Source organism: Romboutsia sp. (assembly GCF_051659545.1).
Taxonomy (GTDB): domain Bacteria; phylum Bacillota; class Clostridia; order Peptostreptococcales; family Peptostreptococcaceae; genus JBOFOR01.
The window spans coordinates 1-24,992 of sequence record NZ_JBOFOR010000139.1 but is presented as its reverse complement, the minus strand read 5'-3'; the positions used below and the strand labels follow the sequence as shown (position 1 = coordinate 24,992).

Below are 24,992 nucleotides of genomic sequence, written 5' to 3'. Positions count from 1 at the left end.
CCCTCCTAATATATATATAATTTCTTTTAAAAATGACTCTCATTACTCTATTACCTAAAAAATCCATGCAGTAGTTATATAACTACTGCATGGATTTTTTACTATGTGTTTAACATTTTTTATCTCTTTATATTATCTATATATTCAAATATAGTTATGTTTGTGCATTCATTTTTTTTATCTATTAAATTTGATACCGTTACGCCTAAAAGTCTTATTTTTTTATGTGTATTTTCAAGATTTTTTACCAAATTATATATGTTAATTCTAATATCCTCTTGCTTATATTTTGGATTATCTCTTTGCTCTACTGAAGCGTAAAACGCATCCATATCTATATGAATTATTCTTTTATTGTCCTCTATGCTCATCACCTCTTTTTAATTCTAGTATATAAATATTTCATTTTACCTATACTCAGTATTTGCATACTTTTACTTACATTAATATTCTCTATTTATTATAATCCAGTTTTTTACTCTATTTTAACTTTTTTTCAAAAATCTATTGCCAAATTCTAAAAAAACATTTAAAATAGATATTCCAAGGAACTAAGTTATTTTAAGTCTTGGTAACCGTATATTTATATTTATTTTTAAGATTATATAATTTTATATAAGAAAGACCATACTACCCCGCCGGTAATATGGTCTTATATTTTCTGTTTTTTTATTAGTAAAAGTTCTTACTAGTTAGCATAGTAAAGATTTTGTGATGGATATTGAGGATCACATGTAACATCTATACCAAGTTCTCTAAATGTTTGTTCATCATTCTTACTTAATATTGTAGTTGAATGAGCTTGAGAACCTTTTAATAAAGGTAATTTATCAATTACCGCTTGAGCAGTTGGGTTTGTTACAGCACATATACTAAGTGCAGTTAATATTTCTTCGCAACTTAACTCTGGTGTTCTACTTGCTAATGTCTTAGTTTTTAAATTTACAATCGGCTCTAATATTGCTGGTGATATTAAGTGTATTTCATCACCTATATTTGCTAAGTGTTTTATTGCATTTAATGTAGCTGCAGCACTTGCATTCATTAAATCCGTTCCTTTACCTGTTAATATCGTTCCATCAGGTAACTCTAATGCTACAACTGGGCATACATCATTTTTGTTAGCATTTTCTTTTAATTTATTGCTATACTCTCTTGCAGGTATAACAACCGTTCTATCTTCAGGCTTTAAATTAAGCTCTTCCATTATCATTTGAATTCTTTCATAAGCACCTTTGTCTACTTGACCTTTTTTGTACTCACAAGAAGTTTTGAAATATCTTCTGATTATTTCTTGTCTTGATGCTTTTGCAACAACTTCATCGTCTATTATACCGTATCCCACTCTATTAACACCCATATCTGTTGGTGATTGATATATAGATTCTTTTCCTGTTATTTTTTCTATTATTTTCTTAAGAACTGGGAATAATTCTAAATCTCTATTGTAGTTTACTGACATTTCACCATATTTTTCAAGATGGAATGAATCTATCATATTGACATCCTTTAAATCTACTGTAGCTGCTTCATAAGCTATGTTTAAAGCATGCTTTAAAGGTACATTCCACACTGGGAAAGTCTCAAATTTTGAGTATCCAACAGCATTACCTCTTTTATTTTCATGGTATAACTGACTTAAACAAGTTCCTAATTTACCACTGTTTGGTCCTGGAGCTGTTACAACAACTATTGGCTTAGTAGTTTCTATGTATGGATTTGCACCATATCCTTCATCACTAACTATAGTTTCTACATCAGTCGGATATCCTTTTGTAGGAGCATGTTTGTAAACTTTTATTCCTCTACGTTCTAATTTATTTATAAATACTGTAGTAGCAGGTTGTCCTTCAAATCTAGTTATTACAACACTATTTACATCTAACTCGTATTTTCTTAAATCGTCAATTAGTCTTAAAACTTCCATGTCGTAAGTTATTCCAAAGTCGCCTCTTATTTTGTTTCTTTCGATGTCTCCTGCATAAACACATATAACTACTTCAACTTTTTCTTTCATATGTTGTAGCACTTTTATTTTTGCATTTTCATCAAATCCAGGAAGCACTCTCTTCGCATGTAAGTCTCCGATTAACTTTCCTCCGAATTCCAAGTAAAGCTTATCAAAGTTATTTACTCTCTCTAAGATGTACTTTGATTGCTCTTCTAGATATTTTTTGTGATCAAATCCTATCTTCATATTTGCACCTCTCTAAATTATTTACTTTTTGATAACCGTATATTTATATTTATTTAGAGTAAAATTCCTACTTAGTAATCTAACGTTACTTTTTTCGTTTGTTTTCACTCCAAGATTACATTATACCTTCTGCTTATAAATATTTCAATATCCTTTTCAATATTTATTCGCAAACTTATATATAGTTTATGTAAAATAAAAGCACCATAATCATATTTTTAATATGATTATGGTGCTTCCTAATTATTAGTTAGCAACCACAGCCATCAAACATATCTCCGCATCCACAAACTATTAATAATAGTATTAAGAATGGAATCCAATCACATATTTCAATTTCTGACCAACAATCTTGGAAAGCTAAGAATAAGAAGAATAAAACTATTATCCATATACCTCCACCAAATCCACCTTCTCCAAATAATCTGTCTAACATTTTGTTACCCCCCTGTTGTGTTAATTTGTGGAGTTTTTACTCCTAAACTATACTATGAGGCATGTTCTTTTTTTGATATTACTTTTTAGCTTCAAATTTCATTACTAATCTACAGATTTCAAGGATTCAACCATTTTTACTCTTTTTAATTTATAATACATAGCAAAATTTACTATAAATCCTAAAATAACGGTTAATGTGAATGCTATAAAACAACTTCTTATTTGTATAATTCTTCCAAACATTAAATTTGAAGGTTCTAGTGTAACCATTACAAATTGATGTAACACTGCACCTAGCCCTAATCCAACTATAGCTCCTATTATAGTAAGAACTATATTTTCTCTATATATATATGCAGAAACTTCCTTATCGTAAAATCCTAAAACTTTTATAGTCGCTATCTCCCTAATTCTCTCCGATATATTTACATTAGTAAGATTATATAATACAACAAAGGCTAGAACTCCAGCCGACAATGTCATTACTAAAACTACATAGTTTAAACTTTTTATAGTATTTTTAAAACTTTGCCTTAGCTCAGTATTAAAGTTTACTGAACTTGTTCCTGTCTTTTCCATTAGTTTTTTAGCTATATAGTCTTCTCCTTGTTTAGTTTTATCATTAATTGTTGCTATTACACCATTATAAGATATATCTCTATTAAATATTTCTTTATAATATTCTTTACTTATATATGCATAGTTTCCTACGTAATTTTCTGCAATACCTATAACTTTTGCAGTTGCTTTTTTATCTTTACTATTTATAAGTTGAACTTCATCATTAATTTTTACATTTAATAGTTTAGCTACTTTTTCACTTACAACAATACCTTGTTTTTCTAATTTAATTGGATTTTGACTAGTTCTCTCTTTAAGATGTATAAGTTTTTCCATCTTAATTCTATCTTCAGGAGATAAAATAGTGATATCTTCTCTACCTTTTTCCTTAGCTATTTTTCCATTTTCACTACCTATGATTTGATAATCTTCAATTTTACTTTCTTTAGATAAGTAATTATCTATATTTTTAAAATCACTTGGCTTTATATCATTTTTAAAATTTGTAGACATATCATACTTAAATATACTTCCAAATTGTCCATCTACAATTACTTGAATTGAATCTTGTATTCCTAAACCAGTTAATATTAATGCACTACATCCTGCAATTCCTAAAACTGTCATTAAAAATCTTTTTTTGTATCTAAATATATTTCTTAATGTAACTTTTCCTATAAATCCTATCTTATTCCAAATAAAAGGTATTCTTTCTAATAGTATTCTCTTACCTAACTTTGGAGACTTTGGTCTCATTAAAACTGATGGTGTTTCTCTTACTTCATTATAACAAGCAAAAATTGTTGCAATCGTATTGATACCTACAGCTACAATAGTTACTGTTATTATTATTTTGGCATCAAATACCAATTTTATAGGCGGTAAAGTGTACATAATTCCATAAGCATTAAAAACTATACTTGGGAATAGAATACAACCTATAATCGAACCAATTATACTCCCTAGTAAACTTGCACTTAGTGCATAAAGTATGTATTTTTTAGCGATTTGAAGAGTTGTATACCCCAACGCTTTCAAGGTACCTATATTTATTCTTTGTTCATCTACCATTCTTGTCATAGTAGTTAAGCAAACTAAAGCCGCTACACAAAAGAAAAATACTGGAAATACATTAGATACTTTGTCTATTCCTTCCGCTGAAGTTTTATATTCTACATATGAGTAATTACTATTTCTATCTAGTACATACCATTCTGGTTTTTCTATTTTATCAATTTTATCTTGAGCTTTCTCTAATTTTTTTTGTGCTTCAAATAATTCATCTTCAGCTTTGACTTTTGAATTATCTAATTGTTTTTGTGCTTCATTAATCTTATTTTTCTGCACGGTTAAGTCTTTTTGTGCTTTTCTAAACTCTTGCTTTGATTTTAATTCCATTGAACTTAAATTTTGTTTTTCTGATAAGAGTTTTTCTTTGTTTTTATCTAAAGTTATTTTTGTAGCTATTAATTTATTTTCAGCATTATTCAATTCTTGTTTCTTAGCTTCTAATTCTGAAGTACCTTGTTGATAAGCACTATTAATACCTCCAACAAGTTGTTTATTTTTTTCTATTTGTAAAGTTATATTATTTTTCTCTTCTTCAGTTAAATTTGGATTATTTTTAGATTCTTCTAAAGATAAAATCAAACTATTTAAGGAATCTATTTGTTTTTTTGCTTCATCTAATTCTTTTTCTGCTTTTGCAAACTGTTGATTTGCTAATAATTTATTTTCACTAAAAGTTTTTAATCCATCTTCATATTGTTTATATCCATTATCTAAATCTTTTTCGCCTTTGGAAATAGCTTCTTTTCCATTGGCTATTTGATTTTCTGCTTGGTCTTTTTTATCTTTTAACGTTTTTTCTCCTATCACTATTTTTCTATTATAAGTATTTAAATCTTGTTGTGCTTTTTCTAATTTATTATTTACTTCACTTTTTTTATCTTTAAACTCTTTTTTACCTTTTTCTAAATCTTCATTTGCCTTTCCTACAACTTCATCATATCTAGCTTCTATTCTACTTTTTGATAAATCTTCTATTTTATTTGAAGCCTTATCTACTTTATTAGAGTATTCTTCAGAGTAGGAATTTACTTTTTTTACATCTTTCAATGTTAGGAAAATCTCATTATACGCATCCATTTCAAAGTCTTCTTGCGGTATCATAATTATTCCGTTTATACGTCCATTTCCAATTGAACTGCTTCCTTTTTCGTAGGAAAGATAATACGGTGTTTCTATAATACCAACTACTTTATATTTAGTAGTTTTTAATTTATCTTTAAGATTTTCACTAGTTCCAGAATATAAATTTATAGTTTCTCCTACCTTTAAATTTAATCCTTCCATCTTACTTTTCTCTACTACACATTCTCCTGTTTTTGAAGGTAACCTACCTTCCACTACATTTACTCTGTTTATATAGTCCTTGCTATTGTTGCTTTTTATATCTTCTAATGGGAGTGCATGTATTTTAGCAACTTTTTCTTGTTCATTTTCTTTTACTATTGTATCTATTGAATATGTAGGAAATATTCCCTCTATTTCATCAATTTTTTTTAATTCTTTCACATCATTGTTTGTAAGTCCCAAGGTTGATAGTACTCTTATATCCATCAAATTATAATCATCGTAATATTTATCTGCTGTTGTTTCCATCACTATAGGAGCAGATTTTATACCTGCAAAAAATGCAACTCCTAAAGCTACTATACATAGAATTGATAAGTATCTGCCCTTTGAATTTTTTATATCTCTAAACAAGTCTTTATACAACATGTTTTTCATTACTACCACTCAATCCTTTCTACGGGAACTGGATTTTCATTTATAGTAATGCTTTCTATCCTTCCATTTTTTACTTTTATAACTTTATCTCCCATTGGTGTCAACGCTAAATTGTGGGTAATTATTATTACTGTCATAGACATTTTTCTACAAGTGTCTTGTAAAAGTTTTAATATTGATTTCCCAGTATTGTAATCTAATGCACCTGTAGGCTCATCGCATAATAGTAGTTTTGGATTCTTAGCTAATGCTCTTGCTATTGCAACCCTTTGTTGCTCTCCACCTGATAGTTGTGCTGGAAAGTTGTCAACTCTATCTTTTAATCCAACCGCTTCCATAACTTCATCTATATTTAATGGATTTTTACAAATTTGCGTTGCTAATTCCACATTTTCTCGTGCTGTTAGGTTTTGTACTAAGTTATAAAATTGGAATACAAATCCTATATCATGTCTCCTATATGTAATTAATTCTTTATCTGAATAATTGTTTACTTTGCTTCCATCTACAATTATATCTCCACTAGTAGGAATATCCATTCCTCCTAAAATATTTAATACTGTACTTTTTCCTGCACCACTAGCACCAGCAACTATTACAAATTCTCCTTTATCTACAGAAAAATCTACTCCGCTTAAAGCAGAAATTTCTACTTGTCCCATTTTATATATTTTTTTTACATTATTAAATTCTATATATTTGCTCAATTTCGACTACCCCTATTCTGTGTTTGTTCTTTTAATTAAGTATAACACAACGTATTTTAGTGACAATAAGATAGAGATAGATTATATTTTAATCTATCTCTATTTATCTTTGCTAAACTTCCATTATTATAGTAAACACACTTGGTCTTCTCTTTGTCTTATGGTATAAAAGATGCTCTACTGACTTTTTTACGTTATTTTTTAACACTTGCCATTCCATAATATTATTCTTTAAGCACGCTTCTATTTCTTGCTTTGAAATTTCTTTTATTTTATTTATTAAATCTTCTGCTTCTCTAGCATATATGAATCCTCTTGTTATAACGTCTGGACCTGAAACTATACTATAACTTTCTTTATTTATAGCTACAACTATGGTTACCATACCATCTCTCGCTAAATCTCTTCTATCTCTAAGAACTATATTGCCTACATCACCAACACCTATTCCATCTACAAATATTACTCCTGTGTGAACTTTTTTTGATGCATTAACCTTGTCTTTAGATATCTCAAGTACTTGTCCAGTTTCTAATGTAAACACATCAGATTTATCCATACCTAATTTAACAGCTAAATCACTATGATGTTTTAAGTGCCTATACTCTCCATGAACAGGCATAAAGTATTTTGGTTTAACTAAAGTATGAATTAATTTTAGTTCTTCTTGATAAGCATGCCCTGATACATGTATTTCTTCTAAATCTTCATAAATTACTTCTACACCTTTTCTAAATAATTGGTTAATCATCCTAGATACTAGTTTATCATTTCCAGGTATTGGAGAAGCCGATATTATAACTAAATCATCAGGTTCTATATATATATTTCTATGTGATCCATATGCTATTCTAGAAAGCCCAGCCATTGGTTCACCTTGACTACCAGTTGTTATTATTGTTATTTTATTACTTGGATATTGTCCTATTTGGTCCATCTCTATTATAGATTCTTCTGGTATATGAAGATATCCAAGTTTCATTGCTACTTGTGATATATTCTGCATGCTTCTTCCACTAAACACAATTTTTCTATCATAAATCAATGAGGCATTTGCAATTTGTTGCATTCTATGAATATTTGAAGCAAAAGTAGCTACAATAACTCTACCTTTTGCATTTGATAAAATTCGTATCAAGGTTTCTCCTATTGTCTTTTCCGAAAGAGAATGCCCATGTCTTTCTACATTGGTGCTATCAGCCATCAAAAGTAATACGCCTTTTTTTCCTAAAGCTGAAATTCGTCTTAAATCCATTAATCTACCATCTATAGGCGTATAGTCTATTTTAAAATCTCCTGTATGTAAAATAATTCCTATAGGTGTGTGTATAGCCAGTGCACAAGATTCTGCTATACTATGAGTAACTCTTATGAATTCAACCTTTATTTTTTCAAGTTTAATGGAATCTCCTGGTCTAACAGGTCTTAGTTTAGTCTTTGATACCATCTTATGCTCTTCTAATTTATTTTTTACTAACCCAAGTGTTAACTTAGTTCCGTACACTGTCATATTTAATTGTTTTAAAATATAAGGAATTGCACCTATATGATCTTCATGACCATGTGTCAAAAATAAGCCTTTTACCTTATCTTTATTTTCTAGTAAATACTTTATGTCGGGTATTACTAAATCAATTCCGTACATATCTTCATCTGGAAAAGATATGCCACAATCTATTACAATTATTTCATCTTCATATTCTATTGCAGTTATATTTTTGCCTATTTCCCCAAGCCCACCTAAAGGAATAACTTTAACCTTTGTACTATCCATTTTTAATTACCTCTCATTCTATTTACTCACATTATTTATATAATAAAATACTTTTTTTATTTTCATTTAGTCAAATAAACTCCTTATTATATTTTTCATCTAAAAATTTATCTTAATTCTAGTTTTAACAATTCAGCCTAATTTAATTACAAGCTATGAATATTATTAATTATATAATATAAAATTAAACAAAAAAAAGATGTAGATAATAATTTTTATCTACATCACTTTATTTTAACTATTTTACCATAGCATTATATTCTTCTTCATTCTTAGGAGCTTTTAATTCTCCACTCTTTAATTTTTCAGTTGCATCATTTACATAGTCTATTATTTCTTGATCTACTAAGTTTTTAGTAGACTCTGGTATACCTACTGCATTTTGATCTAATCCATAAACTACAGTTTTTCCACCTGCAAACTTACCTTCTACGAATTCTTTAACTGTTTCAAATACACCTACATCAACTCTTTTTATTGCTGAAGTTATTACTGTTTCTGGTGCTACGTTACTTTGATCTCTATCGACACCGATTGAATATTTACCCATTTCTTTAGCTGCTTCTATAGCACCAGTTCCAACATCTCCACCAGCTGTAAATACTATATCTGAACCTTTTGTAAACATCTGAGCTGCTATAGCTTTACCTTTAGCTTGATCTGTAAATGAGTTTGCAAATTGAGTTTGTATTTGAGCTTCTGGATTTGCTTCCTTTACTCCTGCCATATATCCATATTTAAATGTATCTATAACTGGTAACTCCATTCCACCTATAAATCCTACATTATTTGTTTTAGTCATTTTCCCTGCAACTAATCCTGCTAAGTAAGCAGATTCTTGCGCATTAAATAATATACTTTTTACGTTAGTAAGTTCTGCTGATGCAGCTTCATCTACTAATACGAATTTTTGATCTGGGTATTGCTTAGCCCCTTCTTCTATAGCTGGAGCTAATTTCATTCCTACTCCAAGTATTAAATCAACTTCTTCATCCACTAAAGTTTCTATATTAGTTGCATAATCTGAATCTTGTCTAGATTCTAAGTACTTAACATTAACCCCTAATTCCTCTTTAGCTTTTTCAAGACCTTCCCATGCACTTTGATTAAAACTTTGGTCATTTACTCCAGCTACATCTGTTATCATAGCTATTGTAATTTTCTTTTTACCATCTTCTACTTTTTTGTCATCTTTGTTTGAACACCCTACTAATAGAGATGTTGATACTACAGCTGTCATTGCTAATGCTGCTAACTTTTTAAATTTCATGTCACTACCTCCAAATCTATCACTTTAAAAAAATCCTTTTATCAAAAAAGATAAAAGGATAGTAGTTATTTCTATTAATTTAACCATTTTTTTTCTTTTTAGTCTCTCTGTACTATTTTAAAGTAATATTTTAATTGTTATTTTAATAATTACATTTTTATACATTTTTGTCAATGTTTTTTATTAAACTTAATTTTATTTTTTTACTTTTACTTTGTGTGAATTATGAATTTTGTATTCTTTTCCTGTATTATGTATTTTTATCATTTTTAAAAGGATTGTTTTTTTATTTGTAGAATTTATTAAAAAACAATAAATTTTTTGCTCAAAGGTGGGTGTTCTCTATGGTAGAAATGGTAAAATATCCTTATAATGTAAGAAGTATTGCACGATTAGATTCTGATAATGTGGTTCACAATCACATCTATCATAATTGTCCAGTTGGTAAGGTTGATGAAAATGGAGTAATTTATAACAAGATTAATTATCCTATTGGTAGAGTTGATGAAAATGGAGTAATTCATAATGACCCTATTCATAATAACCCTATTGGTAAGGTTGATGAAAACGGTTTTGTATACGATAACAAATCTATTATTGCTAGGATGGATGGAGATAATACATTTACCGCTGGAAGTGCATATTTATTATTAATTCATGGAACTAGATAAAATATAAATTAAGCTCTCATTTCTGAGAGCTTTTCTTAATTATATTAAAACTATTTTATAAATTTATTAACAAATTCTATCATTTTAGTCTTATATATACCACTATAATCAACTATTTGGGCAATTTCACGATTATTTGGAGTTTCACTATTATAATTTGCTACTTTGAAAGTTATGTATCCTTCATTTTCCTCAATTAAGTATCCAGCATCTCTAGTCGCTAATATTTCTAAATCTCCCATATCAGCATCTTCATCTTCAACAATACTCTTATCTGCACATAATATTCCTTTTGAGTAAGTATTTATATCTACTGCAAATACTACATATTTATTTTTAGGCTCACCTTTATCTGCTTTTATGTAAAGTCTATTTGCAATATCACTTTTTACCATAGATACAGGTATTTTTTTAGTCTCTATAGCTTCATCTAAGTTTTCTTTAATTGTTTTTAAGAAACTATCCATATCAAACTTTGCTTTTTCTATTTTTAGTATATTTAAAGTTTCTAAGTTTTCTTTAGGTACATAGCTAGCTACATTTTGAAAAACATGATATACATCTTTTATTTCATATCCTTTTTTTATGTAATTTTCTTTTATTTCATGTTCTTCATCAAATTCATCCATAAGTTTTGTTAATTCTTCCTTAGTTTCTTCATTCTTTATACTAGTTACAAATGGTATTATTTTATTAGGCTTCATTAAAAACATTTCTAAAGGCTTCATGGTTTCATTAGCTTCTTTTATATCACTTTCTTCAAAGGCTGTTTCTATTCCATCTTCTAAAAATGCTACTTCTACTTCCATTTCATACTCTTCTAAGTCCATAACATTAGTTCCTACTGGATACATTATTATTAACTTACTTTTATCATATACATATCCAAATGAATAATCTATTTCTAATTGTTTTTTCATAAATATTCTCCTTTTGTTTAATTATGTAAATATATTACCATAGTTTATTTGTCTTTTATAGTATATCCATAGTTATTCTCCTGTTAAAGCAATTATTATATCTGCTTCACTATCTACAATCTCAAATATAATTAACATGTGAGTATGTTAGCGAATTAGCTTAATACAATTTTTAATAAATATAGATATTATTATTACAACTCCAAACAAACCAGCCAATGGATATATAAAGTTTACTAACATAGAAAATGGTAATCTACCTCCTACAAATCCTAATATTGAACATAATACAGCAATTGTTACAAATTTTCGGCTATTTTCTTCTGCGAAGTTTGTACATATACTCCACAGTAAAGGTACTGCGGTTGTGTAAATCCCAGCTATAAGCATAAAAGAGAATATTACACCTACTACAGACCCTATCTTATCAGCCATATATAGTGTCGGTATTTCTTTTATATACACATTTTGTATATCAGAAATAATTCCTAGATTTAAAGATATCGCTGCTATCATAAAAATTACACCTCCAAGAATTCCTCCCCATATGCAATTTTTTTTATTTTTAGCTGTTGATCCTACTCCCACTAAAAAAGGTGTGGCTATTATTAAGTTTAATCCACTGTATATAATTCCCGTCATCCACCAATTGCCTACCGCTTTAGTTACATTTAAAGTTGAAATTATTTCATTTGCACTGCTAAGCATCTCATAGTTTCTTGCTACAGTTACAATACCTACACCAATTGCTACTATCGCTATTATCGGTCCTATATTTCCTAATATATCAATTACTTTATTTATTCCTAATAAAACTGAACCTAATGTGAATATAGCTAAAATTAAGGCTCCTATATTTTTTTCTATACCATAGTATTGATTTATAGAAGCTCCAGCACCAGATATCATAACTACAAAACTGCATAAGAAAAATACAGGCATAAATATTTTAAAAAAACTCCCTACCCATTTTCCACATAAATATGTAAATATATCACTACTTGATTTAAAATTATTTTCTTTACCTATTGCTAACAAACTCGCTCCACAATAAGCCATTATTATCATACATACTAAGCTAGAAAAAATACTTAGTATTCCATGTGCTGAAAAAAACTGCATTATTTCTTGCCCAGTTGCAAACCCTGAACCTATACACACAGAAATATAGGTTCCTGTAAATTTTATAATTTCCTTAATGTTACCGTACTTACTCATATTCTCCTCCATATAAATAATTATTTTAATCCTAATTATTTATATGCTTGTTTAATAAAGGTTAATATAAAATTTTATTAGTTATAAAATTTTCTTAACTTGAGCGACTGGTCAGCTAAGTACTTCATTTCGCCAACAACTCTGTTCATTGCATAAAAAAAAGGATTAATCTCTGTAAAAAGACTAATCCTCTTTGTAATACTTCTTTGTATTGAGTTTATATCATTATGCTATTTTTTGTTTTATTTCTTGACTATATGCTTCTATATTTAAATCTTTTTCGCTATTCGCTACTATTAACGTACAAATATTGTCCCCCATTACGTTTACCGTTGTCCTAAACATATCTATTATTCTCTCTACTCCCATTATTAATCCTATTCCCTCTAATGGTAGCCCTACAGACTGTAATACCATAGATAACATTATCATTCCTACACCTGGAACCCCCGCTGTTCCTATTGATGCTAGTGTAGCTGTAAGTACTATAGTTGCCATTTCATTCATGCCTAATTCTACTCCATATATTTGAGCTATAAATAATGCTGCAACTCCTTGCATAATAGCTGTTCCATCCATATTTATAGTAGCTCCCATAGGTATTGTAAAGGATCTTGTAGATTTACCTACCCCTAATTCTTCCATAATATCTAAACTTACTGGAACTGAAGCATTACTTGATGCTGTAGAAAAAGTAACCGCTGCAACTCTTGTGAATTTCTTTAAGAATGGCATAATTTTTTGTCTTGTAAATATTTTAAATAATCCCCCGTAAACTACTGTTATATGTATTAATAATCCAAGTAAAACTACTAATACATATTTAAATAATGCAAGCATTGCATCTGTTCCAACGGTTGCAAAGGTAGTTGCAACTAGTGAGAACACCCCGTATGGTGCAAATAACATTATTATATTTACCATCTTCATACATATTTCATTTGCACTTTCAAACAGTATTTTAACTTGTTCACCCTTTTTACCAACCATATTTATTGCTATCCCTATAAGAAGTGCAAAGAATATAACTTGTAACATTTCTCCACTAGCCAATGCTTGTATTGGATTACTTGGTATGATATTCAATATTATATCTACTATTGATTTTGATTCACCAATAGCTACTTCTCCAGTAGCCATACTACTCATATCTAGTCCTTCACCTGGCTTTAATACACTACCTAAAATTAATGATATAATTATAGCTACTGCCGTAGTACCTAGGTAGAATGCCATTGTCTTTCCACCGATTCTACCTAATTTTCTTGTGTCACCTATTGATGCGCTACCGCAAACTAATGATACAAACACTAGTGGTACAACCATCATCTTTATAGCAGCTGTAAATCCTGTACCTAGTACTTTTAATATCCCGCCTAATATTAAGCTATCTTTTACATACCCTGCTGGATTATTATTTAATATTAATCCAAATATAAACCCTAATAATAAACCTAGTAAAATCTTACTTGTTAATGTCATTTTCTTCATAATAATTCTCCCCTTGTCGAACATTTATCTTTTATATTATTTTATTATACATTCTTTTTTTGTTTTTGTACATTAAAAAATAAACTTACAACTCCTTATCAAGCTGGTCAACTTAAGATTTTAAATATATTTTTTATTTTAACCTAATTTATTTAATCATTATGTTTTTTAACTATCTTTATTAATAAGTTTTGTCTAAAATTTTTTAATAAAAATAGTTCATTTATTTATCTATTTTTTTATAAGAAAAGGATTAAATCTGTAATATATCCAGTTTTAATCCTGCTTATTTTTTTTAAAATGGTAGTTCAAGTTTTTCTTTATCTGTTTTTATTCCTGCTTCTTCAAATAATTTAGTACTATCATAATATTTATCATTTTTATTTGAATCTTCGCTTCTCTTAGTTCCTAAAAACTCAACATTACTAGCTCTTACTTTAGTTATATATCTATTTTCATCATTTTTATTTTTATATTTTTCAACTCTTATTTGTCCATTTATTCCTACTAAGCTTCCTTTATTTAAGTATTTAGCGCAATTTTCTGCTGTTTTATTCCAAACTTGAATAGCAATAAAATCAGTGTTATTTTCTGTTTCCTTATAGCCTCTATCAATAGCTATTGTAAAGTCAAGTACTGGTGTTTGTGCATCTCCTACGTATTTAAGTTCAGGGTCTCTAGTTAATCTACCTACTAAAGTTACATTGTTCATTTTTATAATCCTTTCTCTGATTATAGAAGTATTTTAATAGGATTATAAACAAACAATTGTTCGTTTATACTTTTTTATTAAAAAAATATCAACTGTTTTATTGTTTATAAAGCAGTTGATATTCCAATTATTTATTCTGATGTATTTTTTATTACAGTAAATATTTTACAAGATTTAGAATCAATTTCAATATCTAATATTTGTCCTTCTTTATCAAATCGTTCTAAATATCTTTTAGTGCTATTTTTTATATCTAATTCTTCAAAACTACTTTCTTCTATATCCAAATATACATTTTGAGACTTTTCACTTCTATTTATTAATATGATTATTTTTTCATTAGCTTCATTATATCTTATATATCCAAATACATCATTATTTTTTGTATCTATAAATGTTGTTTCTCCATCTATTAATACTCTATTTTTTCTTCTATTTCCCATTGCCTCTTTGTAAAATTCTACCATGTCTTCATCTTCATTTTTCCAGGGGTAAGTTCTTCTATTATCAGGGTCCACACCACCACAGATACCTGCTTCATCTCCATAATAAATATAAGGAATTCCTTCAAAAGTAGCTTGAATTGCAACTGCTAATTTTACCTTATCTATATCATTGTCTAATACTGTTTTTATTCTAGCTACATCATGTGACCCTATTAAGTTTAAATTTGCTTTAAAAGATTCTTTAGGATAGTTTTCTTTAGTTTCCATAAATTTATTATTAAGTTGCTTTGACGTTATATCTCCTTTTAAGAAGGCTACTATATTTTCTCTAAATGGATATCCCATTATTGAATCTAATTGATTTCCTAAAAGATAACTTCTTCTTTCTCCATAACTTATTTTATTAGATGCATCTTCCCAGACTTCTCCAATTAGAATAGCCTCTTTATCTACAGTTTTTAGCTCTTTATTTATAGTTTTTATAAACTCTGTTGGAAGCTCATCTGCTACATCTAATCTCCAACCTTTAACTCCTAGGTTTGTCCATTTTTTTATTACGCTGTCTTCATCTCTAATTATGTAGTCCATGTAGCTTGGAGCTAACTCATTAGTATTTGGAAGTGCATCAACCCCCCACCAACATTTATATTTATCTGGGAAGTTTTCAAAATTATACCATGTACTGTATTTAGAATTAGTAGATTGATATGCTCCTATTTCATCATAATTTCCAAATTTATTAAAATATCTACTATCTGCTCCAGTATGACTAAATACACCATCCAAAATAATACTTATTCCTTTTTGATTTGCTTTCTCTATTAATTCACTAAAAATTGCTTCATCTCCAAACATAGAATCAATTTTCTTATAATCTGCTGTATCATATTTATGATTACTTGAAGATTCGAATATAGGGCTTAAATATATTATACTAACACCCATCTTTTTAAGGTATCCAATTTTATCTATTATACCTTTAAGATTTCCACCATAAAAATCCCATCTAACAACATTATTATCCTTATCTTTTATATACATAGGAGTATCGCTCCAATTTGCATATATAAAACTATTTTCTTTTGTATCGCTTGGTTTCTTATTTCTATTTCCATTATTAAAACGATCTACAAATATATGATACATAATGCCTTCTTTATACCAATTTGCAACTTCAAATTCTTCGTGCACAGTAATTTGATATTTATTAATATTTTCATATAAATATTCTACGGCTTGACCATTTTCATATGATTTTCCATAAAATCTTTTTTCTGTGCTTCCGTTACATTCAATGTCTACTTCAAAATAGTAAAAATATAAACCCTTTTCTTTAAATCCATTAAGTTTGCATTCATAATATTCATTTTCGTTTTTTGCTAAATTTATCTTATCTATTATTTCTTCTTCATTTAAAATTATTAATGCTACACTTAGCACATTGTCATGACTTATTTTTATTGTAATTCTTCCCTCTTGGTTAACCTTTAAGGCTCCAAAAGGAGCCTTATCTTCCCAAGAATTATAACTTAATATATTTCCCATTTATATCACATCCTTTAAACCAAATATATTTCCCATATTCTTCTATCGTTCTGTCAGATGAAAACATCCCTGAGTTTGCTATATTCATTAAAGCCATTCTATTCCATTCATCTCTGTTTTTATACAGTCTATTTATTTTGCGCTGTGCCTCTTCATAATTTTGTATATCTCTAAGAACAAAATACTCATCATTGTATGTTATTAGAGCATTGTAAATTTCACGTCCTTCTTTATCCATGTTAGGAATAAACCCATTAATTAAATCGTCCACTACTCTTTTTATTTTTTTGTCTGAGTTATACAAGTCTAAAGCTGAGTACCCACCATACTTGTTATAGTTTAAAACTTGACTAGCAGTTAAGCCAAAGATTATAATATTTTCTTTGCCTACTTGATCATAAATTTCAACATTAGCACCATCTAAAGTTCCTAGTGTTATAGCACCATTCATCATAAGTTTCATATTGCCTGTCCCCGATGCTTCCTTTGTTGTAGTTGAAATTTGCTCACTTACATCTGCTGCAGGTATAATAAGTTCTGCTAAAGATACTCCGTAATTTTCTAAAAATACTACTTTTATTTTTCCTTCTATTCTTGGGTCATTATTGATTTTATCAGCTAGGCAGTTTATAAATTTGATTATGCATTTTGCTAAATAATATCCTGGCGCAGCTTTTGCTCCAAATATAAAGGTTCTTGGAACCATGTCAAAGTTTGGATTTTCTAAAAGCTCATGATATAAGTTCAGTATATGAAGGGCATTTAATAATTGTCTTTTATATGCATGTAATCTTTTTATTTGAACATCAAATATAGAGTTTGGATCTATGTCTATATTTTGCATTTCTTTTATATATTTTGCTAATTTCTTTTTATTATTGTATTTTATTTCTCCTACTTTTTCTAAAACATCTTTGTCTTGTTCATATTTTCCTAGATCAAGTAATTTAAATGTGTCACTTTTCCATTCTTCTCCTATTAATTCTGTTATTAAATTACTTAGGTTTTGATTTGCACTTATTAACCATCTTCTATGAGCTATTCCATTAGTCTTATTGTTGAATTTTTCCGGTTCGTCTTCATAGAAGTCTTTTAGTACTTCTCTTTTTAGTATTTCTGTATGAAGTTTAGCAACTCCATTTACACTATGACTTCCTACTATTGATAAATTTGCCATCCTTATTTCATTGTTGCTAATTATTCTCATTCTTTCTATTTTATACTCATCATAAGCATTAGCTTTTAAGTCATTTATATGCCTTCTGTTAATTTCTTCTATTATCATATAAATCCTTGGAAGTAATTTTTTCATCATGCCTATTGGCCATTTTTCCATAGCTTCTGTCATTATGGTATGATTTGTGTAAGATACAGTATTTTTTGTTATATTCCAAGCTTCATCCCAAGATAATCCTTCTTCATCAAGTAAAATTCTCATAAGCTCTGGTATACAAAGTGTAGGATGAGTGTCATTTATATGAATGGCAATTTTTTCAGGTAAGTTAGCTATATTTAACTTATTCTTTCTATATTTTCTTATTATATCTTGTATTCCTGCACTTACAAAAAAGTACTCTTGTTTTAATCTTAATAAGATACCTGCATAGTTTGAGTCATTCGGATATAATACCTGAGATATTTCTTCTGCATAGTATTTATACATTAACGCATCTTCATAACTTCCAGATAAATTTTTTGCATTAGATGTTACTAGTCCAAAATCTCTACTTAAAATTTCACTTTTAAATAATCTTAATGTATTTATACAACTATTACGGTATCCAATTATAGGTATATCATAAGGCATTGCCATTACAGGTATATAATCCTTATGAATAGTCTTAAATTTACCATTTTCATCTATTAGTTGTACATTTCCCTCAAATTTTACTACAATAGCTTTATTAGGTCTAACCGTTTCCCATACATATCCACCTTGTGTCAACCAGTTATCAGGTACTTCTACCTGATAACCATTAAGAATTTTTTGCTCAAACAATCCGTATTTGTATCTAATTCCATATCCATGTCCACTTATATTTAAAGATGACATTGAGTCTAAAAAACAAGCCGCTAATCTACCTAATCCTCCGTTACCTAATGCAGGATCAGCTTCAGCTTCTATTAAGTCATCCAAATCTATACCTAATTCTTCTAATCCTGGTCTAATACTTTCTTCAATATCTAAGTTCAATATATTTGATTTTAATTGTCTTCCTAATAGAAATTCTACACTAAAATAGTAAACTTCTTTTTGCGAGCTTAATTTATTATCTACCCATCGTTTAGATAAAACATCTTTTATTACACTGCATAAAACATTTAGTAATTGCTCATTTGTTGCGTCCTTTATTGATTGAGCATATATGCTATATATTTTAGCTTCAAAACATTGTTTAAATTTCTTTTTACTAATTGTGATCAAAATAAAATCTCTCCTTTAACTTAGCAATTCTTCGTAGACATTTATATAATCTTGAGCTGATTTTTTCCAGCTACTATCTGTATTCATTGCATTTGTAACTAATTTTCTCCATACATTTTGGTCTTTGTATAGTTCTACACCTCTTTGAATGCAATATAACATATCATGAGCATTGTAATTTTCAAAGCTAAATCCATTTCCTTCTCCAGTGTACTTGTTATATGGATTTACTGTATCTTTTAATCCACCCGTTTCTCTAACTATAGGTAACGTTCCATATCTCATTGCTAACATTTGGCCTATTCCACATGGCTCGAATAAAGATGGCATTAAGAACATATCACTAGCTGCATATATCTGTTGTGCAAAAGCACTGTCAAAAGTTATCCTTGCAGATACTTTATTAGGATAGAATGAATTATAATAATTAAACATAGATTGATATTGATGGTCGCCTGTACCTAAAATTACGATTTGTAAATTCTCCCTTACTATTTCTGGCATAATATATGATATTAAATCAAATCCTTTTTGTGACACTAGTCTAGAAACTATACCTATTAATGGTATATTAGGATTTTTTTCTAAGCCTAATAATTCTTGGAGTCTAATCTTATTTTCAGTTTTTTTGTCTATATTGTTTACATCATATCTTACGAAGATGTCTTTATCTGTTGCTGGATTGTTTATGTCATAATCTATTCCATTTAGAATTCCTTTTAATTTATGCGATTCTGATTTTAAAAGACCATCCAATCCTTCTCCATAAAATTCAGTTTGTATTTCATTTGTGTAAGTTGGACTTACTGTAGTTACTTTATCACTAAATACTATACCTGACTTCATAAAACTAACTCCACCATAGTACTCTATATCTCCTCTATCTAAGTAATGCTGTGGTAAAGCTAATACATCGCCTAGTATCCTGTTACTAAACACTCCTTGGTATTGTAAATTATGTATTGTATAAACAGTTTTAATGTCTTTATATTTTTCTAAAGAGCTATATCTTTCTTTTAAAGTTAATGGAATCATTCCCGTATGCCAGTCATTCATATGAATTATATCTGGATAAAAATCAAGTATCGCTATAGCTTCAAGTACTGCTTCGCTAAAGAAAGTATATCTTTCTGCATCATCATCATATCCATAAATATATGCAATTTCACCATCTCTTTTAAAATAGTATTCATTATCTATAAAATAAAACTTAACTCCATCGAATTCCATTTCCAAAAGTCTACAATACTGTTTTCTCCATCCAACATTTACATTAAATACTGCTACTTCTCTCAACTGCTCTTTTAAATAATTTGGTATTGTTGAATATTTAGGTAGTATTACTCTAACATCAACACCTTCTTTTTTTAATGCTTTAGGTAATGCATATGCTACATCACCTAACCCACCAGTTTTAACAAATGGCCAACACTCCGCTGTTACATAAATAACTTTCACTGACAATCCCCCTTTCTATTATTAAATGCTTGCATTTTTTTCTATTACAATAGGGTAGTCTTCATCTCCCTTTAATTCTTTACCCTCTTTTATGCACACATTTTTGTCAAATATTACATTGTTAAGTTTTACATCTTTGTCTATAGTACAGTTTTGCATAACTACACAATTTTCTATTATTGCCCCTTCTTTTACATGCACTTTTCTAAATAATATACTATTTTTTACAGTTCCTTCTATTACACATCCTGTAGCTACAAAAGAATTTTCTACTTTTGCACTTTCCGTATAAATTGTTGGAGATTGATTTTTTTCACGAGTAAAGATTCTTCTTTTTGAGTAAAGCAATTCATTTGAAACTTCAGAAGTTAATAATTCCTTATTAATTTCAAAATATGCTTTTACAGAATTGACGCACTTTAAGTATCCTGTGTATTCGTATGCTCCTACATTTAAATATTTTACTGCTTCGCTTATAAAATCTTGTAAATAAGAGCAACTTCCTTTGCTTACTAAGCTATAGATATGTTCTATAAATTCTGTACGTTTCATAATATATGTTTCCATAGATATATTTGCATTAGAATACACACCTATATTACTTCCCACATTTATTATTTTGTTATTTTCATCTATATCTAGTGTAGAATTGCCTTCAAAATCTTCTTGTGCATTTTCAACATTTTTATAAATTACAGTAATATCATTTCCAGATTTCTTATGATATTTTAGAGCTTTTGAATAATCTATATTACAAACCATATAGGTTGGCGCTATTAGTATATACTCTTCTTCACACATTTCTATATAATCTATGTTTGCTAATATGTTGTATATATCTCCCTTTTTATTTGAATATGTATTTTTGTTTTTTGTATTTTCAGGACTAAATACAAATAATCCACCTTTTTTCCTGCTCAAATCCCAATCTTTACCACTACCTACATGGTCAGTTAAAGATCTGTATTTTTCTTTTGCAAATATACCTACGTTCGTTAAACCAGAGTTTACCATATTAGAAAGTACAAAATCTATTATTCTATATCTTGCACCTATTGGAGTAGACGCTATTGGTCTTGTGTAAGTGAGTTGATTTATATTTGAATTTTTTCTATCATCTAAATTTATTAATCCTACGCATTGATTTTTCATGCTAAAATCCCCCTTGTAATTCAGCTTCAGGTTTTACTATTTCATATTCAGAAACTACATTTATTTCGTTACTGTTGTTTCTTATGCAAGAACCATCCTCTAGAATAGCACCTTCTCCGATCATAGCATTTTCTATGATTACATTCTTGCCTATCTTTACATTAGGCATAATTACAGAGTCCTTTATTATACTTTCTTCTCCAACTTCAACACCATGAGATAAAACTGTCTGTTCTATATTCCCTAATATCTTACATCCATCTGCTACTAAAGATTTTTTTACTATTGCACCTTTTCCTATATATTGAGGTGGCATAGCCATTGTATTTGTATAAATTCTCCAACTAGAATCATTTAAATCTACAGCTTCTGGTGATTTTATAAGGTCCATATTCGCATCCCATAAACTTTGTATTGTTCCAACATCTCTCCAATACCCCTTAAATGGATATGCGTACATATTTACATTATCTTCAAGCATTTGAGGAATTAAATTTTTTCCAAAATCGTCATAATTTATGTTGTTATCTTCTTCTGCCTGCTTAAAATAATCTCTTAACATTTTCCAATCAAATATATAAACTCCCATAGATGCTAAGTTACTTTTTGGACTTTCTGGTTTTTCTTCAAACTCATATATACTTCCATCTTCATTTGTATTCATTATTCCAAATCTAGTAGCCTCATCCCAAGAAACCTCTATTACTGCAATAGTAGCTTTTGAATCTTTTTCTTTATGGTATGCTAGCATTTTACTGTAATCCATTTTGTATATATGGTCTCCTGATAGTATTAATATATTTTCTGGATCATAGTTATCTATAAAATCCATATTCTGATATATAGCATGAGCAGTTCCTCTATACCAACTACCTTCTTTTTCATCCATATATGGTTGTAGCACATAAACTCCACCATTTATTCTATCTAAATCCCAGTGACTTCCCATTCCAATATGAGAATTTAAAAGTAATGGTCTATATTGAGTTAATACACCTACCGTATCTACACCTGAATTTGAGCAATTACTTAATACAAAATCAATTATTCTATACTTTCCCCCAAATGAAACAGCTGGTTTTGCTATTCTTTTTGTAAAAACTCCTAATCGTGATCCTTGACCACCTGCTAAAATCATAGCAATCATATCTTTTTTCACTACGACTCCCCCTTAATTAAAAATATTATTTATAATTTTTTTATTGATACTTTATCACTTTTAATAACTTTGCTATTTCCACCTATAAGCACCTTACTATCTTTGTTCAATTCTACAGTGTCAAAAACTATATTTTTTCCTTTTATAAATGTAGCTCCTAAAGGAGGTACTTTTATAATTATATGGTAATCTTTATTATGCCATTTTTCATTTTTAGCAATTAATTCACTATCTACCATAGTTTGACCTGATCCCCCATAATTACTATCATCTGAGTTAAAAACTTCTTCATATACTCCATCATATGGGACCCCTATTTTATAATCATAGTAAACTACTGGAGTAAAGTTTATCACTGCTATAATAAAATCTTCTGGATTTTTTCCCTTCCTCATTAAAACAATAACACTTTGCTCTTTATTATTAGGATCTATAAAATCAAAGCCTTCATAACTATTGTCTATTTCATACATTGACTTTTCATTTTTATAAAGCTTATTTAAGGATTTAACATACTCTTTCATTTTTATGTGTGGTTCTCTTTCTAAAAGCGCCCACTCTAATCCATATGCGTATCTCCACTCTAAGTCTTGTGCAAATTCACATCCCATAAACAGTAACTTTTTACCTGGGTGTATCATGTAGTAAGCATATAATGTCCTAAGTCCTGCAAATTTTTGCCATATATCTCCTGGCATTTTATCTAATAATGATTTTTTTCCATGAACTACTTCATCATGCGACAATGGTAATATGAAATTTTCTGAAAAGGCATACATAAAAGAAAATGTAAGTAATTCATGATGATATTTTCTGTAAATAGGATCCATTTCCATATATTTTAAAGTATCATTCATCCATCCCATATTCCATTTATATGTAAACCCTAATCCCCCTTTATATGTAGAACCTGTAACCATTGGCCATGCCGTAGATTCTTCAGCTATAATAACAGGGCTATCTACATACTTATAAATTGTTTCATTTAGCTTTTTTAAAAAGTCTATAGCTTCTAAGTTTTCTCTTCCTCCGTACTTATTCGGATTCCACTGTCCTACATCATAATCTAAATACAACATACTCGATACCGCATCTACCCTTATACCATCTATATGAAATTCGTTAAACCAGTATAATACATTTGATAATAAAAAACTATTTATTTCAGGTTTTCCTAAATCAAAATGAGCAGTTCCCCATCCTATATTTTCAGCTTTTAGTGGATCTGTGTATTCATATTGAGGTGAGCCATCAAACTTATATAAACCATGTTCATCTTTACAGAAATGACTGTAGGCAAAGTCTAATATAATTCCTAATCCATTTTCATGACATTTGTCAATAAATGCTTTGAATTCATGAGGATTTCCATATCTACTAGTGGTGTTGTAATAACCTATAGTTTGATAACCCCAAGATTCATCTAATGGGTGTTCAGTTATTGGAAGTAATTCTATATGCGTGTATTCCATTTCTTTTACATATTCTATCATTTCATATAGTTCTTCATATGTAAAAAATTCACCATTCCACTTTCTTTTCCACGAACTAAGATGAACTTCATAGATATTCATAGCCTGATTTTCATTATTTATTTTTATTTTTTTCTGTTGCCACTTGTTATCTTTCCATTTATAATTCTCATGACTATATACTATTGAAGCTGTATTAGGTCTTTGCTCCGAATATACTGTATACGGATCACTTTTTAAACGACTTACGCCATCACAACCAACTACATTGTATTTATATGTCATGCCTTGTTCCATACCTTCTAAGAATATACTCCAAATTCCACTGTTATCTATATTTTTTAAAGGATGTGATTCTTTTTCCCATTTATTAAAATCTCCAGTTAGGTGAACTGCTTTTGCATTAGGAGCCCATACGGTAAAACAAATTCCTTTTTTACCCTGGTAGTTTACTATATGATTTCCCATAAATCTATAACTATCATAGGATTGGCCTATTTTAAATCCTTCTAGATTTTCTTTGCTAATTAACTCTTCATAATTTATTATTTTTTTATTTTTCATAAATTACCCCCTTTCGTCT

18 protein-coding genes are annotated in these 24,992 nt (G+C 28.8%); 1 reads left to right on the top strand and 17 read right to left on the bottom strand.

What is annotated here, in order from left to right; all coding sequences use genetic code 11:
* Window positions 1-119: 119 nt before the first annotated feature.
* The 7 genes from ACRC03_RS07960 to ACRC03_RS07930 form a co-directional block, all read right to left on the bottom strand.
* Window positions 120-371 carry a hypothetical protein gene (locus ACRC03_RS07960; RefSeq protein ID WP_438652032.1) on the bottom strand — a complete coding sequence of 84 codons (252 nt, stop codon included), beginning with the start codon at window positions 369-371 and terminating at the stop codon, window positions 120-122.
* Between the two features lie 317 nt (window positions 372-688).
* Window positions 689-2,197, bottom strand: a complete 1,509-nt coding sequence (locus tag ACRC03_RS07955) for a DUF1846 domain-containing protein (protein ID WP_438652031.1) — start codon at window positions 2,195-2,197, stop codon at window positions 689-691.
* Between the two features lie 250 nt (window positions 2,198-2,447).
* Window positions 2,448-2,633: a hypothetical protein gene (locus ACRC03_RS07950; protein ID WP_438652030.1), complete on the bottom strand. Its 186-nt coding sequence runs from the start codon at window positions 2,631-2,633 to the stop codon at window positions 2,448-2,450.
* Window positions 2,634-2,737: 104 nt separating this feature from the next.
* Entirely contained in the window at window positions 2,738-5,989 is a 3,252-nt protein-coding gene (locus tag ACRC03_RS07945; RefSeq protein ID WP_438652029.1) for an FtsX-like permease family protein, read from the bottom strand.
* A 2-nt stretch (window positions 5,990-5,991) separates the two neighbouring features.
* Window positions 5,992-6,651, bottom strand: coding sequence for an ABC transporter ATP-binding protein (locus tag ACRC03_RS07940; protein WP_438652051.1), 660 nt, complete (start codon window positions 6,649-6,651; stop codon window positions 5,992-5,994).
* 157 nt (window positions 6,652-6,808) lie between these two features.
* Window positions 6,809-8,470 (bottom strand): ribonuclease J, encoded by a 1,662-nt coding sequence (locus tag ACRC03_RS07935; protein ID WP_438652028.1) that lies wholly within the window; start codon window positions 8,468-8,470, stop codon window positions 6,809-6,811.
* A 238-nt stretch (window positions 8,471-8,708) separates the two neighbouring features.
* Window positions 8,709-9,740, bottom strand: a complete 1,032-nt coding sequence (locus ACRC03_RS07930) for a BMP family lipoprotein (protein WP_438652027.1) — start codon at window positions 9,738-9,740, stop codon at window positions 8,709-8,711.
* Window positions 9,741-10,084: 344 nt separating this feature from the next.
* Here ACRC03_RS07930 and ACRC03_RS07925 point away from each other — a divergent pair, with 344 nt between their 5' ends.
* Window positions 10,085-10,411, top strand: a complete 327-nt coding sequence (locus tag ACRC03_RS07925) for a hypothetical protein (protein ID WP_438652026.1) — start codon at window positions 10,085-10,087, stop codon at window positions 10,409-10,411.
* Between the two features lie 50 nt (window positions 10,412-10,461).
* Here the strand turns inward: ACRC03_RS07925 and ACRC03_RS07920 are convergent, their stop codons facing one another.
* From ACRC03_RS07920 to glgB, 10 genes are all read right to left on the bottom strand, one after another.
* Entirely contained in the window at window positions 10,462-11,331 is an 870-nt protein-coding gene (locus ACRC03_RS07920; protein ID WP_438652025.1) for a hypothetical protein, read from the bottom strand.
* Between the two features lie 147 nt (window positions 11,332-11,478).
* On the bottom strand, window positions 11,479-12,549 hold the full coding sequence (locus ACRC03_RS07915) for a YkvI family membrane protein (RefSeq protein ID WP_438652024.1): 1,071 nt from the start codon (window positions 12,547-12,549) through the stop codon (window positions 11,479-11,481).
* Between the two features lie 225 nt (window positions 12,550-12,774).
* Complete coding sequence (locus ACRC03_RS07910) at window positions 12,775-14,040, bottom strand: dicarboxylate/amino acid:cation symporter (protein WP_438652023.1); 1,266 nt, start codon at window positions 14,038-14,040, stop codon at window positions 12,775-12,777.
* Window positions 14,041-14,335: 295 nt separating this feature from the next.
* Complete coding sequence (locus ACRC03_RS07905; protein ID WP_438652022.1) at window positions 14,336-14,752, bottom strand: single-stranded DNA-binding protein; 417 nt, start codon at window positions 14,750-14,752, stop codon at window positions 14,336-14,338.
* A 131-nt stretch (window positions 14,753-14,883) separates the two neighbouring features.
* A complete protein-coding gene (locus ACRC03_RS07900) occupies window positions 14,884-16,743 on the bottom strand; it encodes a glycoside hydrolase family 13 protein (RefSeq protein ID WP_438652021.1) in 1,860 nt (619 codons plus the stop codon).
* Window positions 16,721-19,168, bottom strand: coding sequence for a glycogen/starch/alpha-glucan phosphorylase (locus tag ACRC03_RS07895; RefSeq protein ID WP_438652020.1), 2,448 nt, complete (start codon window positions 19,166-19,168; stop codon window positions 16,721-16,723). Before ACRC03_RS07895 ends, ACRC03_RS07900 begins: the two co-directional genes overlap by 23 nt.
* 15 nt (window positions 19,169-19,183) lie before the next feature.
* Window positions 19,184-20,626: a glycogen synthase GlgA gene (glgA, locus tag ACRC03_RS07890; protein WP_438652019.1), complete on the bottom strand. Its 1,443-nt coding sequence runs from the start codon at window positions 20,624-20,626 to the stop codon at window positions 19,184-19,186.
* Window positions 20,627-20,647: 21 nt separating this feature from the next.
* A complete protein-coding gene (glgD, locus tag ACRC03_RS07885) occupies window positions 20,648-21,778 on the bottom strand; it encodes a glucose-1-phosphate adenylyltransferase subunit GlgD (RefSeq protein WP_438652018.1) in 1,131 nt (376 codons plus the stop codon).
* Between the two features lies 1 nt (window position 21,779).
* On the bottom strand, window positions 21,780-22,937 hold the full coding sequence (locus ACRC03_RS07880) for a glucose-1-phosphate adenylyltransferase (protein WP_438652017.1): 1,158 nt from the start codon (window positions 22,935-22,937) through the stop codon (window positions 21,780-21,782).
* A 29-nt stretch (window positions 22,938-22,966) separates the two neighbouring features.
* The gene (gene glgB, locus ACRC03_RS07875; RefSeq protein WP_438652016.1) at window positions 22,967-24,973 is read right to left on the bottom strand and encodes a 1,4-alpha-glucan branching protein GlgB; all 2,007 of its coding nucleotides are present in this window, start codon (window positions 24,971-24,973) and stop codon (window positions 22,967-22,969) included.
* Between the last annotated feature and the right edge of the window lie 19 nt (window positions 24,974-24,992).

What these genes read in the sequence shown, in the direction of transcription:
- ACRC03_RS07905 (WP_438652022.1), bottom strand. Translation starts at nt 14,752, where the DNA reads ATGAACAATGTAACTTTAGTAGGTAGATTAACTAGAGACCCTGAACTT.
- ACRC03_RS07915 (WP_438652024.1), bottom strand. Translation starts at nt 12,549, where the DNA reads ATGAGTAAGTACGGTAACATTAAGGAAATTATAAAATTTACAGGAACC.
- ACRC03_RS07955 (WP_438652031.1), bottom strand. Translation starts at nt 2,197, where the DNA reads ATGAAGATAGGATTTGATCACAAAAAATATCTAGAAGAGCAATCAAAG.
- ACRC03_RS07960 (WP_438652032.1), bottom strand. Translation starts at nt 371, where the DNA reads ATGAGCATAGAGGACAATAAAAGAATAATTCATATAGATATGGATGCG.
- ACRC03_RS07900 (WP_438652021.1), bottom strand. Translation starts at nt 16,743, where the DNA reads ATGGGAAATATATTAAGTTATAATTCTTGGGAAGATAAGGCTCCTTTT.
- glgD (WP_438652018.1), bottom strand. Translation starts at nt 21,778, where the DNA reads ATGAAAAATCAATGCGTAGGATTAATAAATTTAGATGATAGAAAAAAT.
- ACRC03_RS07950 (WP_438652030.1), bottom strand. Translation starts at nt 2,633, where the DNA reads ATGTTAGACAGATTATTTGGAGAAGGTGGATTTGGTGGAGGTATATGG.
- ACRC03_RS07940 (WP_438652051.1), bottom strand. Translation starts at nt 6,651, where the DNA reads ATGGGACAAGTAGAAATTTCTGCTTTAAGCGGAGTAGATTTTTCTGTA.
- ACRC03_RS07910 (WP_438652023.1), bottom strand. Translation starts at nt 14,040, where the DNA reads ATGAAGAAAATGACATTAACAAGTAAGATTTTACTAGGTTTATTATTA.
- ACRC03_RS07925 (WP_438652026.1), top strand. Translation starts at nt 10,085, where the DNA reads ATGGTAGAAATGGTAAAATATCCTTATAATGTAAGAAGTATTGCACGA.
- ACRC03_RS07945 (WP_438652029.1), bottom strand. Translation starts at nt 5,989, where the DNA reads ATGAAAAACATGTTGTATAAAGACTTGTTTAGAGATATAAAAAATTCA.
- glgB (WP_438652016.1), bottom strand. Translation starts at nt 24,973, where the DNA reads ATGAAAAATAAAAAAATAATAAATTATGAAGAGTTAATTAGCAAAGAA.
- ACRC03_RS07930 (WP_438652027.1), bottom strand. Translation starts at nt 9,740, where the DNA reads ATGAAATTTAAAAAGTTAGCAGCATTAGCAATGACAGCTGTAGTATCA.
- ACRC03_RS07920 (WP_438652025.1), bottom strand. Translation starts at nt 11,331, where the DNA reads ATGAAAAAACAATTAGAAATAGATTATTCATTTGGATATGTATATGAT.
- ACRC03_RS07935 (WP_438652028.1), bottom strand. Translation starts at nt 8,470, where the DNA reads ATGGATAGTACAAAGGTTAAAGTTATTCCTTTAGGTGGGCTTGGGGAA.